This window comes from Pseudoduganella sp. UC29_71 (assembly GCF_042693265.1).
Taxonomy (GTDB): domain Bacteria; phylum Pseudomonadota; class Gammaproteobacteria; order Burkholderiales; family Burkholderiaceae_D; genus Rugamonas.
Window position 1 is genome coordinate 225,491 of the sequence record NZ_CP170549.1, and the last position, 12,988, is coordinate 238,478.

13 protein-coding genes are annotated in these 12,988 nt (G+C 66.3%); 8 read left to right on the forward strand and 5 right to left on the reverse strand.

Features of this window, described 5'->3' with window-relative positions:
- Position 1: 1 nt before the first annotated feature.
- The 3 genes from ACFJI2_RS01040 to ACFJI2_RS01050 are packed head-to-tail and all read right to left on the reverse strand — an operon-like array spanning position 2 to position 3,980.
- Positions 2 to 1,165, reverse strand: a complete 1,164-nt coding sequence (locus ACFJI2_RS01040) for an ABC transporter permease (RefSeq protein ID WP_377703370.1) — start codon at positions 1,163 to 1,165, stop codon at positions 2 to 4.
- Entirely contained in the window at positions 1,162 to 2,976 is a 1,815-nt protein-coding gene (locus tag ACFJI2_RS01045) for an ATP-binding cassette domain-containing protein (RefSeq protein WP_377703371.1), read from the reverse strand. Before ACFJI2_RS01045 ends, ACFJI2_RS01040 begins: the two co-directional genes overlap by 4 nt.
- A complete protein-coding gene (locus tag ACFJI2_RS01050) occupies positions 2,973 to 3,980 on the reverse strand; it encodes an HlyD family efflux transporter periplasmic adaptor subunit (protein ID WP_377703373.1) in 1,008 nt (335 codons plus the stop codon). The genes ACFJI2_RS01045 and ACFJI2_RS01050 overlap by 4 nt, the downstream gene beginning before the upstream one ends.
- 91 nt (positions 3,981 to 4,071) lie before the next feature.
- Between ACFJI2_RS01050 and ACFJI2_RS01055 the strand changes: the two genes are divergently transcribed.
- On the forward strand, positions 4,072 to 4,746 hold the full coding sequence (locus ACFJI2_RS01055; protein ID WP_107980792.1) for a CerR family C-terminal domain-containing protein: 675 nt from the start codon (positions 4,072 to 4,074) through the stop codon (positions 4,744 to 4,746).
- A gap of 3 nt (positions 4,747 to 4,749) precedes the next feature.
- Here the strand turns inward: ACFJI2_RS01055 and ACFJI2_RS01060 are convergent, their stop codons facing one another.
- Entirely contained in the window at positions 4,750 to 5,937 is a 1,188-nt protein-coding gene (locus ACFJI2_RS01060) for an MFS transporter (protein WP_377703375.1), read from the reverse strand.
- Positions 5,938 to 6,048: 111 nt separating this feature from the next.
- Between ACFJI2_RS01060 and ACFJI2_RS01065 the strand changes: the two genes are divergently transcribed.
- Positions 6,049 to 6,930 (forward strand): LysR family transcriptional regulator, encoded by an 882-nt coding sequence (locus ACFJI2_RS01065; protein ID WP_377703376.1) that lies wholly within the window; start codon positions 6,049 to 6,051, stop codon positions 6,928 to 6,930.
- Positions 6,931 to 6,934: 4 nt separating this feature from the next.
- On the opposite strand, the gene nhaR is transcribed toward ACFJI2_RS01065, so the two are convergent.
- Positions 6,935 to 7,846 carry a transcriptional activator NhaR gene (nhaR, locus tag ACFJI2_RS01070; protein WP_107877222.1) on the reverse strand — a complete coding sequence of 304 codons (912 nt, stop codon included), beginning with the start codon at positions 7,844 to 7,846 and terminating at the stop codon, positions 6,935 to 6,937.
- Between the two features lie 101 nt (positions 7,847 to 7,947).
- Between nhaR and ACFJI2_RS01075 the strand changes: the two genes are divergently transcribed.
- The 6 genes from ACFJI2_RS01075 (at position 7,948) to kdgD (ending at position 12,987) form a co-directional block, all read left to right on the forward strand.
- Positions 7,948 to 8,994 (forward strand): DUF475 domain-containing protein, encoded by a 1,047-nt coding sequence (locus ACFJI2_RS01075; protein WP_377703377.1) that lies wholly within the window; start codon positions 7,948 to 7,950, stop codon positions 8,992 to 8,994.
- 88 nt (positions 8,995 to 9,082) lie between these two features.
- Complete coding sequence (locus tag ACFJI2_RS01080) at positions 9,083 to 9,658, forward strand: TerD family protein (protein ID WP_107877218.1); 576 nt, start codon at positions 9,083 to 9,085, stop codon at positions 9,656 to 9,658.
- 2 nt (positions 9,659 to 9,660) lie between these two features.
- Positions 9,661 to 10,356: a TIGR00266 family protein gene (locus ACFJI2_RS01085; RefSeq protein WP_056398695.1), complete on the forward strand. Its 696-nt coding sequence runs from the start codon at positions 9,661 to 9,663 to the stop codon at positions 10,354 to 10,356.
- 14 nt (positions 10,357 to 10,370) lie between these two features.
- A complete protein-coding gene (locus ACFJI2_RS01090) occupies positions 10,371 to 10,952 on the forward strand; it encodes a TerD family protein (RefSeq protein ID WP_107877216.1) in 582 nt (193 codons plus the stop codon).
- Positions 10,953 to 11,206: 254 nt separating this feature from the next.
- Positions 11,207 to 11,950 carry a FadR/GntR family transcriptional regulator gene (locus ACFJI2_RS01095; protein WP_377703378.1) on the forward strand — a complete coding sequence of 248 codons (744 nt, stop codon included), beginning with the start codon at positions 11,207 to 11,209 and terminating at the stop codon, positions 11,948 to 11,950.
- 125 nt (positions 11,951 to 12,075) lie between these two features.
- On the forward strand, positions 12,076 to 12,987 hold the full coding sequence (gene kdgD / locus ACFJI2_RS01100; protein ID WP_377703379.1) for a 5-dehydro-4-deoxyglucarate dehydratase: 912 nt from the start codon (positions 12,076 to 12,078) through the stop codon (positions 12,985 to 12,987).
- The last annotated feature ends 1 nt before the right edge of the window (position 12,988 follow it).

The following is a 12,988-nucleotide window of genomic DNA, read 5'->3' on the forward strand; positions in this document are numbered from 1 at the left end:
CTCAGTCGAGTTGCTTGCGGGTGACGGCGCGCGCCACGCCGAGCAGCAGCACGGCGTAGGCGGCCAGGATGGCGCAGTTCTTGAAGATCAGCGGCCACACGTTCCCGGCCAGGAACAGGGTCTTGATCAGTTCCATGAAGTAGGTGGCGGGCAGGGCGTTGCCGACGTACTGGATCACGCGCGGCACGTTGCGCAGGTCGAACAGGAAGCCGGACAGCATCAGCGAGGGCATGAAGCTGCTCAGCAGCGCAACCTGGCTGGCCAGGAACTGGTTGCGCGTGACGGAGGAGATCACCAGGCCCATGCCGACCGCCACGAACAGGTAGAGCACGGAGGCCAGCAGCAGGACGACCAGCGAGCCTTGCATCGGCACGTGGAACAGGAAGCGGGCGGCCAGCAGGCACAGGGCCAGTCCGCCCATGCCGACCGTGACGTAGGGGATGATCTTGGCCAGCAGGATCTCGCCCGGGCGCACGGGTGTGACGAACAGCGCCTCCAGCGTGCCGCGCTCCCACTCGCGCGCCATCACCAGCGCGGTGAGGAAGGCACCCACCAGCGTCATGATGAGGACGATCAAGCCGGGCACCAGGTACCAGGTGCTGGTGTTGGCGGCGTTGTACCACATGCGCTGTTCGATGGTGACCATGCCGGCGGCTGCGGCTGCGGGCGCGTTCGCTTCGCGGCCCTGGCGGTCGGCCTGGATGGCGCCCCATTGCGCCAGCGCGCCGCTGGTGTATTGCAGGATGATGCCGGCGCGGTTGGCGTCGGTGCCGTGGACCAGCACCTGCACGTGCGCGTCGCCCTGCGCCAGGCGGCGCGAGAAGTCGGCGGGGATGCGGACGATGCCGTCCACGCGGCGCTCGGTCATCAGCTGCTCGGCTTCGCGCATGGAGCCCAGCAGCACGGGCGCGACGGCGGTGGTGTTCATCAAGCCAGCGACGGCGTTGGCGGCGGTGGGGGAGGCGTCTTCCAGCACCACGGCCACCGGCGCGTTCTTCACGTCCAGCGACAGGCCGTAGCCGAAAATCAGGATCAGCACGATGGGCAGGGCTACGCCGATGGCGAGATTGCTGGCATCGCGCAGCAACTGCCGGAATTCCTTGCGCACCAGCGCGCGCAGCCTGGCGCCGCCATCGCTGCTGCCGGGCTCTTTTTGTCGCGTCATTGCGGGCCTCCCTGCCGGTTCTGCTCAACGATGCCGATGAATGCCTGCTCCATGCCTGCCGCGCCGCCGGCCTGCTCGCGCACTTGCTGCGGCGTGCCGATGGCGAGCAGCTTGCCCGCGTCCTGGATCACGATGCGGTCGCAGTACTCAGCTTCCTCCATGAAGTGGGTGGTGATGATGACCGTCACGCCAGCCGCCGCCAGCGCCGTAATGCGCCGCCAGAACTCGCGCCGCGCGAGCGGATCGGCGCCGCTGGTAGGCTCGTCCAGGAACAGGATCTCGGGCGAGTGCAGCAGGCCGATGGCCATCTGCAGGCGCTGCTTGAAGCCGCCGGGAAGCTGGCCGCTGGCCATGTCTTCCTGGCCGGCAAGCTGGAATTGCGCCATCACGTCCGCAGTGCGCTGGCGCAAGCGCTCGCCGTGCAGGCCGTAGGCCGTGCCAAAAAATTTCAGGTTTTCGGCCACGGTGAGATTGCCATACAGGGAAAATTTCTGCGACACGTAGCCGACTTTGCGGCGCGCCTCGGCGCGCGCGTGGCGCAGGTTCATGCCCGCCACTTGCAGGAAGCCGCTGCTGGCCGGCAGCAGGCCGCACAGCATGCGGAAAGTGGTCGTCTTGCCAGCGCCGTTCGGCCCCAGCAGGCCAAAGATCTCGCCGCGCGCCACGCTGAAGCTGGTGCTTGAGACGGCCGTGAAGTCGCCAAACTTGCGCACCAGGTCGCGCACCTCAATGACCGGCTCGCCCGCCGCTTCGTGCGCCTGCCCGGCGGCAGACGCCAGCACCGTTTTGCTGCCGCCGCTCCCGCCGCCGCTGCGGTCGCGCTCGGGGCTGCGTTTCTGTTCGCGCAGGATCAGCATGAAGCCGTCTTCCAGGCGTGCCTCGGCGGCGGCGGTGGCGGCGCCTTGCAGCAGCTCGGCCACGGCTTGCGGTGCGGCGCCGCTGCGCACGATGTAGCGCACCTTGCCGCCCTCCGGCACGGCGTCGACGATGCTGGCGCTGGCGTCCAGCAGCCGCGCCTGCAGCGCGCGCGCCGTCACCCCTGCCGGGGGCGTAGCCAAGTAGCACAAGCCTTGCGCGCGGCTGCGGATGGATTCCGGTGTGCCGGACGCCAGCACCAGCCCTTCATGCAGCACGCAGACATGCGCGCAGCGTTCCGCCTCGTCCAGGTAGGACGTGCTCACCACCACCGTCAGCCCTTGCTCGTCCACCAGCTGCTGCACGATGTCCCACAGCTCGCGCCGCGACAGCGGGTCCACGCCCACGGTCGGCTCGTCGAGCAGCAGCAGCTCGGGCGAGCGCACCAGCGTGCAGGCCAGTCCCAGCTTCTGCTTCATGCCGCCGGACAGCTTGCCCGCCGGCCGCTCCGTGAAGCGCTGCAGGTCCGTCATGTGCAGCAGCCGCGCGAAACGCTCGCGCCGCACATCGGCCGGCACGCCGTGCAGGTCCGCGTACAAGTCCAGGTTTTCCTGCACGCTCAAGTCTTCATACAGGCCGAAGCGCTGCGGCATGTAGCTGATGCGGTCCTGCACCTGCTGCGGGTGGCGCGCCACGTCGATGCCCAGCACCTGCAGTTCGCCCGCGCTGGGCGACATCAGCCCGGCCGCCAGCCGCAGCAGCGTCGTCTTGCCCGCGCCGTCCGGCCCCACCAGCGCCGTCAGCGCGCCCGCCGGGACAGCCAGCGACACGCCGCCCAACGCGTCCACCGCGCGCCCGGTTTCCTTCACCACGAAGCGCTTGCACAGGCCCGAGCCGGATAGGGCCAGGCCGGGCGCGCCTCCCGCCGCGCCGGCGGTTGCCGCCAAGGCAGTCATCTCTGCGCCTGCGCGGCAGGGCGCGCGATGCGCACCGTGGCTGGCATGCCCAAACGCAGGCGGTCTTCCTTGTCCTCCGCCAGCACGCGCACCTCATAAACGAGGCTGGTGCGCAGGTCCTCCGTCTGCACCGTCTTCGGCGTGAACTCCGCCACCGACGAGATATAGCCCACCTTGCCCGCGATCGCCCGGCCCGGCAGGCTGTCGATGGCGATGCTGGCCGCCATGCCCGGCTTCACCAGGCCCAGTTCCGCCTCCCGCACGTAGGCGCGCACCCACTTCGGATCGGTAATGGCCAGCGTGTAGACCGGCCGCTGCGGCGATGCCATGTCGCCCGGTTCCATCAGCCGCGCCCGCACCACGGCCGCGATGGGCGCGCGCAGTTCCGCGTCCTTCAACTGCTGCGCCAGCACGGCCGTTTGCGCGCGCGCCGCTTCCAGCTGCGCCTCGGCCTGCGCGACGTCCTCCTTGCGCGCGCCGGCCTGCACCAGTTCCTGCGCCTTGCGCGCCCCCTCCAGCCGCGCTTGCGCCGCCTTGCTGCGCGCCGCCGCATTGTCCACGTCCTGCAGGCTCACCGCGCGGCCCACCGGGCCTTGCGCCAGCCCTTGCAGGCGCACCAGGCTCTTGGCCGCCACGTCCGCCTCGGCCTGCGCCTCCGCCGTCTGCGCGCGCGCCTGGCCCACCTCCTGCGGCCGGCTGCCGGCGCGCAGCCGCGCCAGTGTCTGCTCCAGCGCCGCTGCCTGCGCGCGCGACTCGGCGATGCGCAGTTCCAGCGTGGTGGTGTCGAGCCTGCCCAGCACCTGTCCCGCGTTCACGCGGTCGCCTTCCTGCACCGCCAGAGTGGCGATGCGCTCGCTGCCATTGAACGCCAGCGACACCTGGCGCACGTCCACATTTCCGTACAGGACCAGCCCATTCTCCCCCGGAGCCGGACGCATGGCATACCACGCCGCCGCCACGCCTGACAGCAGCAGTACTGTGCCGATGATGATCTTCTTGTTCATATTGCAGCCCTCCGGTCCCAAAGTATGCGAGAATTGTACATCAAATTTAAATTTGAATTTAAATTAGTGAAATCCCCTACAATGTCGCCCCATGACTACCACCAAGCCTAAACCTTCCGCCGCGCCGGCGCGCGCCGCCCGTTCCGACGGCGACGCGACGCGCAATGCCATCCTCGATATAGCGGGCCAGGTGTTCGCGGAACGCGGCTTTGCCGACGCCACCAGCAAGGAAATCTGCACCCGCGCGGGCGTGAACATGGCATCGGTGAATTACCACTTCGGCAGCCGTGGCGGCTTGTACGAGGCGGTGCTGGTGGAGGCGCACAACCACTTGCTGCGCCTGGAGGAGATGCATGCGCTGGCCGCGGCCGTGGACGATCCGCGCGCGCAGCTGCGCGCCATCATCAGCCGCATCGTCGAGCACGTGACCGGGCCGCGCGCGCACTGGGGCAGCCGGGTGGTGGTGCGCGAACTGCTGTCGCCGAGCGAGCATGCGCCGGCGCTGGTGCAGCAGGCCATCGCACCGAAAGCCATGGTCTTGATCGGCATTGTCAGCCGTATTGTCGGCCTGCCGCCTACGCATCCGGCCATGCAGCGCAGCCTGTTCTTCACCATGGCGCCGTGCCTCGCCATGCTGCTGGCGCCGGCCGAGCTGCGCACCAGCGTGCTGCCCGGACTGGGCGGCGAGCCCGCGCAGCTGGCGGACGACCTGCTGCGCTATGCGCTGGCCGGCATGGACGCGCTGGCCGCGCAGTACCGCGCCTGAGCTTCAGCGCGCCGGGAAGGCGTGCTGCCTGGAGTGCGCCGCAATCGCCAGCGCGCCGGCCAGCAGCAGGCATAGCGTCCACGGCAGCGAACCCGCGCCCGCTGCGCTCAGCAGCAAGCCGCCGAACAGCCCGCCGCCCGCAATGGCCAGGTTCCAGCTGGTCACCAGCAGCGACTGCGCCACATCGCCCGCGCTGTTCCCCTCGTTAGCCGCCACGTTGGCTGCCACGTTGGCCAGCGCCGTCTGGAAGAAGGTTGGCGCGCCGCCGAAGGCCACACCCCACACGCCCACCGCAATATAGACCGCAGCCGGATGGGTGCCCCACAAGCCGAGCGCCATGGCAGCGAGGCCAAACGCAGCGGTGCTGGCCAGCACCACGGCGCGCAGGCGGCGGTCGATCAGCAGGCCGGCCAGCCACAGCCCCACGATGGACGCGGCGCCGAAGATGAACAGCACGGCATCGGCCTTGCGTTCCAGGCCTGCGGGCGCCAGGAAGGGCGAAATATAGGTGTACAGGATGTTGTGCGCGAGGACGTAGACGAAGGTGGTGGCCAGCACCGCCTTGACGCCGCTGATGCCCAGCACCTGGCCGACCGGCGCGCGGCGCGGGCCGCTCTGTCCGGGAAAGTCCGGCACGGCCACCGTCACCCACGCGATCAGCGCAAGCGCCATCGCGCTCATGATGCCGAACGCGTACTGCCAGCCCAGCGTGGCGCCCAGCAGCGTGCCGGCCGGCACGCCGAGCGACAGCCCGACCGGGATGCCGGCCATGGCCACGGCCATGGCGCGGCCCTTGTGCTGCGGCGCCACCATGCGCACCGCGTAGCCTGCCAGCAGCGCCCACAGCATGCCGGCGAACACGCCGGCGACGAAGCGCGCCGCCATCGTCAGCGGGTAGCTGGTGGACAGCGCGGTAACGCCGTTCACCAGCGCAAAGCCGGCGATGGTGGCCAGCAGCAGCCGCTTGCGGCGCACGCCCTGCGTGGCGGCAGTGAGCGGTATGGCGCACAGCAGGGAGCCCAGCGCGTAGCTGGTGACTAGCTGCCCGACCATGGCGCCGCTGGCATCGAGGCTGGCGCCCATCTGCGGCAGCAGGCCGGCGGGAAGCGCTTCGGTGAGGATGGTGATGAAGCCCGCCGTGGCCAGCGCAAGCAGGCCGGAAAGCGGGAAGGTGGGAGCAGGTTTGGTCATGGCGTAGCCCGGTAATGGAAAGTCCGGCCACAGTACCGTTCCTGCGGCTGCGGAAAAAGTGGGCTAGACTTCCCGACTTTACGGACAGTCTTGTCCTGAATCGGAGCGGCAATGGAAAGTCTGAGCGGATTCAATGTATTTGTGCAGGTGGCCGAGACGCGCAGCTTCGTGGCGGCGGGCCGGGCGCTGGGTATTTCCGCATCGGCCATCGGCAAGAGCGTGGCGCGGCTGGAGGAGCGCCTGGGCGTGCGGCTGTTCCACCGCAGCACGCGCAGCATGACGCTCACCGCGGAGGGCATGATGCTGCTCGAGCGCAGCCGCCGCGTGCTGGCCGAGATCGAGGCCGCCGAGCAGGAACTGTCGCAGTCGGCCAGCGTGCCCAAGGGCCGGTTGCGCGTCAGCCTGCCGCTGGTGAGCGGGCTGGTGCTGCCCGTGCTGGCCGACTTCATGCGCGCCTATCCTGCCGTTGAGCTGGACCTGTCATTCACCGACCGCATGGTGGACGTGGTGGAGGAGGGCTACGACGCGGTGGTGCGCACCGGCGAACTGCTGGACTCGCGGCTGTCGTCGCGCCAGCTGGGCAGCTTCGCCACCGTCATCGTCGGTTCCCCGGTCTACTTTGCGCAGCACGGCGTGCCGCAGCGGCCGGCCGACCTGGCCGGCCATCCGTGCATGCATTACCGCTTTCCGAATTCCGGCAAGCTGGAAGTGTGGCCCTTGCTGCGCGAGGCGGGCGAAGCCGAGCCGCGCCTGCCCACTTCCATGATCTGCGATAACGCGGAAACGCGGGTCTGGTTCGCCCTGCAGGGACTGGGCATCGCCTGCCTGCCGGCCTTCGCGGTGCGCGCCGAGCTGGCGGCCGGCACGCTGCGCACGGTGCTAGACGACTACGTGGACCGCACCATCACCTTCCGCCTGCTGTGGCCCTCCGGCCGCCACCTCACGCCCCGGCTGCGCGCCTTCATCGACTTCATGGCGGAACGCGGGCTGTAGCGCCTCAGGGCTCGCTGGTGAACGCGCCCGTGTGCAGCTCTTCCAGGATGGCTTCCACCGCCGGATGCTTGATCTTGCGCTCGTTCGAGATGGCGTAGAACTGTTCCTTCAGCTCGGGCGCGTCGCCCACGTGGACGGCGCCGAACTGCTCCTGGATGTCGTGCCCCAGCACGGACGGCGCGAAGAACAGGCCCATGCCGTTGCGGCCGAAAGTGTTGAGCATGGCGTTGTCCTCGAATTCCCCCACCACGTCCGGCCGCACGCCGTGCCGCACGAACCAGGCGTCGATGCGGCCGCGCAGCGCGTTGTTACGCGTGGGCAGCAGCAGCGGCGCGCCGTTCAGGCTGTGCGGGAAATTGCGCCGGTATTTGGCCGCCAGCTTGCGCGCGCCGAACAGCTGCATCTCGCTTTCCAGCAGCAAGTGGCTGAACACGCGCAGGCTGGGCGTGGCGCGCACGGCGCGGTCGGTCAGCACCACGTCCAGCTTGTTCAACGCCAGGTCGGCCAGCAATGAATCGAATTCATTTTCCATGCAGATGAGCTTTACCTTCTTGCTCAGGTGCTGCGTCATTTCCAGCAGGCGGTAGGCCACCAGCTTGGGCAGCGAGTCCGAGATGCCCACGGAAAGCCGCATGCGGCCCGCGTCCACGTCCGTCAGCGCTTGCTGCAGCTGGTCTTCCAGCTGGAAGATCTGGTCCGCATAGTCGAGCGCCACGCGGCCCGCTTCGGTGGGCACCAGGCGCCGGCCCTGCTGCTTGAGCAGGGCGGTGCCGAGCTGCTGGTCGAGCTGGGACAGCTGCGTGCTGACGGTCTGCACCGCCAGGCCCAGGCGCTCGGCGGCGCGCGTGACGCTGCCTTCCTTGGCCACGTTCCAGAAGAAAAATAGATGCCTGAAGTTGATGCCCGCTGTTTTCATGGTTCTGCTTTTCAGAAGTAATACTTCGATTATCTTCTATTTTTAAACGAAGCGGAAATCTCTACACTGCATCACATTCATCAATAAGAAAGGAAATACAGATGAAACACTTCAGAGTGTCATTCATTGTCTCCTTCATCTGTCTTGCAGTTGCGGGCTGGTGGGGTTACGAACATACGGGCTGGGGCGGCGCGCTCACGGCATTGGGCATCGCCACGATCCTGGCGGTGATGGAAGTTTCGCTGTCCTTCGACAACGCGGTGGTGAACGCCTCGGTGCTGAAGACCTGGGATGCGTTCTGGAAAAAGCTGTTCCTGGGCGTGGGCATCATCATCGCCGTGTTCGGCATGCGCTTGCTGTTCCCGCTGGTGATCGTGGCCGTCGCGGCCGATCTCAGCCTGGGTGAAGTGTGGACGCTGGCGCTGAACGACCCGAAAGCCTATTCCACCCACCTGACCAACCACCACGCTGAAGTGGCGGCATTCGGCGGCGCCTTCCTGCTGCTGGTGTTCCTGAACTTCCTGCTGGATAAGGACAAGGAAACGCACTGGCTGGGCAATGTCGAGAAGAAGCTGGGTTCGCTGGGCAAGATGTCGTCGGTCTCCGTCATGGTCACCATCGGCGCGCTGCTGGCCTGCCTGGGCATGGTGGAAGAAGGCCAGAAGCTGATCGTGCTGATCGCCGGCCTGTGGGGTGTGCTGATCTACGTGGCGGTTGACGGCTTGAGCAGCCTGCTCGAATCGGAGGAAGAAGGCAGCAACGTGGGCGACATGGTCAAGCGCGGCGGTATCGGTGGCTTCCTGTACCTGGAAGTGCTGGATGCGTCCTTCAGTTTCGACGGCGTGATCGGCGCGTTCGCCATCACCAACGACGTGGTCATCATCATGCTGGGCCTGGCCATCGGCGCGATGTTCGTGCGCTCCATGACCATCTACCTGGTCGAGAAGGGCACGCTGGACGAATTCGTCTACCTGGAGCACGGCGCGCACTACGCCATCGGCATCCTGGCGGTGATCATGCTGGCAAGTATCAAGTTCCACATTCCCGAGATTTTCACGGGTCTGATCGGTGTGGCGTTCATCGGGGCCTCCATCTGGTCGTCGGTACGCCACCGCAAGCAGCAAGAAGCGCTCGGCGTCGCTGCCTGAGCGGTGTAAAGAAAACGCGGCGCGCCCATAGAACACCGGCCCGCCGCGCATGCAGCAAGGTGTTCAACTACTTTAGGAGTCACAAATCATGGCAATCAGTCTGCAAAAAGGCGGTAACGTTAATCTGAGCAAAGAAGCTCCGGGCCTGTCGAAGATGGTCGTAGGCCTGGGCTGGGATATCCGCAATACGGACGGCGCGGCATTCGACATCGACAGCTCCGCCTTCCTGCTGAAGGTTGACGGCAAGGTTCGCGCCGACAACGACTTCATCTTCTACAACAACCTGAAATCGAGCGACGGCTCGGTGACGCACTCGGGCGACAACCGCACCGGCGCCGGCGACGGCGACGACGAAACCGTCACCATCGACCTGTCCAAGGTGCCGGCCGAAGTGGACCGCATCGCGATCTGCGTCACCATCCACGAAGCCGATTCCCGCCGCCAGAACTTCGGCCAGGTGCAGAAAGCCTTCGTGCGCTGCGTGAACGCCGCCGGCAACACCGAGATCGCCCGCTTCGACCTGTCCGAAGACGGTTCCACCGAGACCTCGCTGGTGTTCGGCGAGGTGTACCGCAACGGCGGCGACTGGAAATTCCGCGCTGTCGGCCAGGGCTACAAAGGCGGCCTGGGCGCGCTGGCTTCGTCCTTCGGCGTCGCGGTGTAATCATGCCGGTGTTCACCGTTACAGGGGATGTCGATCCCTTCCTGCACGTCTCGCTGCGGCAGGGCGAAAAGATCTACTGCGAGTCCGGCGCGATGGTGATGATGGAATCGGCGCTGGAGCTGAAGGGCAAGATCACAGGCGGTATCGGCAGCGCCATCATGCGCACCTTTGCCAACGGTGAATCGTTCTTCCAGCAGCACATCGAAGCGGTGCGCGGCAACGGCGATTGCCTGTTGTCGCCCACCTTGCCGGGCGCGATGCAGGTGGTGGACGTCGGCCCGCGCCAGTACATGATCAGCGACGGCGCCTTCGTGGCGGCCACCTCCGGCGTCGAGCTGAAGGTGCGCACGCAAAGCCTGGGCAACGCGCTGTTTGCACAAAGCGGCGGCTTCTTCATCACGGAGACGCAGGGCAGCGGCCAGCTGGCGGTGTCGGGCTTCGGTTCGATCTCGCAGCTGGAAGTGGAGCCGGGCAAGGACGTGACGATCGATAACTCGCACGTGGTGTGCTGGGACAGTTCGCTGCGCTACGAGATGTCGGTGGCGACCTCGCAAAGCGGCGGCTTCCTGAGCAATCTGGTGAACAGCCAGACCAGCGGCGAGGGCATGGTCCTGCGCTTCTCGGGCCAGGGCAAGATTTTGGTGTGTTCGCGCAGCCGCCAGGGTTTCCTGGGCTGGGTGCGCGGAACCGGACAATAAACTAGGAGGTAGCTATGTCAGTCAATTTGCAAAAAGGCCAGAAGATCTCTCTGGACAAGGAAGCCGGCAGCGCGCTGTCGCGCGTGGTGATGGGACTGGGCTGGGACGCCGTCAAGAGCAAGGGCTTCTTCGGTTTCGGCGGCGGCAGCGCGGAAGTGGACCTGGACGCCTCGTGCGTGCTGTTCGACACCGAGAACCGCCCGCTGGACGTGGTCTGGTTCCGCCAGCTGAAAAGCCAGGACGGCAGCGTGGTCCATAGCGGCGACAACCGCACCGGCGCCGGCGACGGCGACGACGAACAGATCAGCGTGTCGCTGAGCAGCGTGCCGGCCAACGTGAAGAGCATCGTGTTCACGGTCAACAGCTTCACCGGCCAGACCTTCGAGCAGGTGCAGAACGCCTACTGCCGCCTGATCAACGCGGCCGACGGCAAGGAAGTGGCGCGCTTCAACCTGTCCGTGCAGGGCAAGCACTCGGCCCAGATCATGGCCAAGCTGTACCGCCACAACGGCGAATGGAAAATGCACGCAATCGGCGAAAACGGCACCGGCCGCACCTTCGACGACCTGCTGCCGCAGATCGCGCCGCACCTGTAACACGCGGCTGTAACGAGCAAGTGTAGTACCGGGCGCCCGGCAGGCCGGTCTGTCGGGCGCCCACCCCGATGTTTGCTTCCCGGAGCGTGTTCCCCATGGCACGCGCCTTTTATACGGCAGCCTGTTTCAGGTTGCCGTTTTTTTTGGGCGGGCTGCATGCCGCCCTGTTTGCCTGGGATTGCGCACCAGGGCAGGGCGAGGAAAAGTTGTCATACAACTGCTATAATCAAGGCTTCATTCGAATCGACCTAGCCATGAACGACATCGCCGCCGTCAACGCCCTGCAGCCTCCCAAAAAGCGCCATCGCAATCTTGCGCAGGGCGTGGTGGAGAGCATTACCGCCAGCATCACGGGCGGACAGCTGAAGCCGGGCGACAAATTGCCGACCGAATCCGTCATCATGGAGATGCACGGAGTGAGCCGCACCGTGGTGCGCGAGGCGATTTCGCACCTGCAGGCAGCCGGGCTGGTGCAGACCAAGCACGGCATCGGCACCTTCGTGCTGGAGCCGCAGCCGGCCGCGCTGCGCATCTCGCCGGACACCGTGCGCACCATCGGCGACGTGCTGTCCATCCTCGAGCTGCGCATCAGCCTGGAGACCGAAGCGGCCTGGCTGGCCGCCTCGCGCCGCAGCGAAGCGCAACTGGCCGCCATGGGCGAGGCGCTGCAGCGCATCCTGGACGGCGGCTCGGTGGAGGCGGACGTGCAGTTCCACCTGCTGATCGCGCAGGCAACCAATAACCGTTATTTCGTCGACATCCTGACCGACCTGGGCACCACCATCATTCCGCGCGCCCGCGTCAATTCGGCGCAGCTGGCGCACGACGACCCGGCCCATTACCTGGAACGCGTGAACCGCGAGCACGAGAATATCTACAACGCCATCGCGCGCCAGGATGCGGAAGGGGCGCGCGCCGCCATGCGCACCCACCTGAGCAATAGCCGCGAACGCCTGCGGCGCGCCCAGCAGGAAGTGGTCCCCGCCGATGTTTCCTGATGTTTCCTAAAGGATAAGGACTAAAAAGCTGCATCAAAACGCTTGCCCGACTTCGATTATAGTTGTACGATGTCATACAACAATTCGGCGCCTAGCCATTTTTAGTCCCCACTGGAGAAGAAGACATGCATCCTAATGACCTTAAAACCATCCTTTCGTCCGGCCTGCTGTCCTTCCCGGTCACCGACTTCGACGCGCAGGGCAACTTCCGCGCCGACACCTACGCCAAGCGCCTGGAATGGCTGGCCCCGTACGGCGCCAGCGCGCTGTTCGCCGCCGGCGGCACCGGCGAGTTCTTCTCGCTGACCAACAACGAATACAGCGACGTCATCAAGACCGCCGTCGACACCTGCAAAGGCAAAGTGCCTATCCTGGCCGGCGCCGGCGGTTCCACCCGCGCCGCCATCGGTTTCGCGCAGGAAGCCGAGCGCCTGGGCGCGCAAGGCGTGCTGCTGCTGCCGCACTACCTGACCGAAGCGAGCCAGGACGGCCTGATGCGCCACGTGGAAGAGGTGTGCGCCTCGGTGGACTTCGGCGTAGTGGTCTACAATCGCAACGTGTGCCGCCTGAACGCCGACTCGCTGGAAAAGCTGGCCGACCGCTGCCCTAACCTGATCGGCTTCAAGGACGGCCTGGGCGACATCGAACTGATGATGCAGATCTGGCGCCGCATGGGCGACCGCTTCAGCTACCTGGGCGGCCTGCCGACCGCGGAAGTCTACGCTGCCGCCTACAAGGCGCTGGGCGTGCCGGTATACTCGTCGGCCGTGTTCAACTTCATGCCGAAGCTGGCCATGGACTTCTACCACGCCGTCGCCAACGACGACCACGCTGCGCAGAACAAGATGCTGGACGAGTTCTTCCTGCCGTACCTGGAGATCCGCAACCGCAAATCGGGCTACGCAGTATCGATCGTCAAGGCTGGCGCCAAGATCGCCGGTTACGACGCCGGTCCGGTGCGCGCACCGCTGACCGACCTGACCGAAGAAGAATGTGCAATGCTGGAAAAACTGATGCGCGCACAGGGCGCGCAATAAT

Coding starts and splice junctions, on each gene's coding strand:
- ACFJI2_RS01055 (WP_107980792.1), top strand. CDS start 4,072: ATGACTACCACCAAGCCTAAACCTTCCGCCGCGCCGGCGCGCGCCGCC.
- kdgD (WP_377703379.1), top strand. CDS start 12,076: ATGCATCCTAATGACCTTAAAACCATCCTTTCGTCCGGCCTGCTGTCC.
- ACFJI2_RS01040 (WP_377703370.1), bottom strand. CDS start 1,165: ATGACGCGACAAAAAGAGCCCGGCAGCAGCGATGGCGGCGCCAGGCTG.
- ACFJI2_RS01095 (WP_377703378.1), top strand. CDS start 11,207: ATGAACGACATCGCCGCCGTCAACGCCCTGCAGCCTCCCAAAAAGCGC.
- ACFJI2_RS01045 (WP_377703371.1), bottom strand. CDS start 2,976: ATGACTGCCTTGGCGGCAACCGCCGGCGCGGCGGGAGGCGCGCCCGGC.
- ACFJI2_RS01085 (WP_056398695.1), top strand. CDS start 9,661: ATGCCGGTGTTCACCGTTACAGGGGATGTCGATCCCTTCCTGCACGTC.
- ACFJI2_RS01075 (WP_377703377.1), top strand. CDS start 7,948: ATGAAACACTTCAGAGTGTCATTCATTGTCTCCTTCATCTGTCTTGCA.
- ACFJI2_RS01090 (WP_107877216.1), top strand. CDS start 10,371: ATGTCAGTCAATTTGCAAAAAGGCCAGAAGATCTCTCTGGACAAGGAA.
- nhaR (WP_107877222.1), bottom strand. CDS start 7,846: ATGAAAACAGCGGGCATCAACTTCAGGCATCTATTTTTCTTCTGGAAC.
- ACFJI2_RS01050 (WP_377703373.1), bottom strand. CDS start 3,980: ATGAACAAGAAGATCATCATCGGCACAGTACTGCTGCTGTCAGGCGTG.
- ACFJI2_RS01065 (WP_377703376.1), top strand. CDS start 6,049: ATGGAAAGTCTGAGCGGATTCAATGTATTTGTGCAGGTGGCCGAGACG.
- ACFJI2_RS01060 (WP_377703375.1), bottom strand. CDS start 5,937: ATGACCAAACCTGCTCCCACCTTCCCGCTTTCCGGCCTGCTTGCGCTG.
- ACFJI2_RS01080 (WP_107877218.1), top strand. CDS start 9,083: ATGGCAATCAGTCTGCAAAAAGGCGGTAACGTTAATCTGAGCAAAGAA.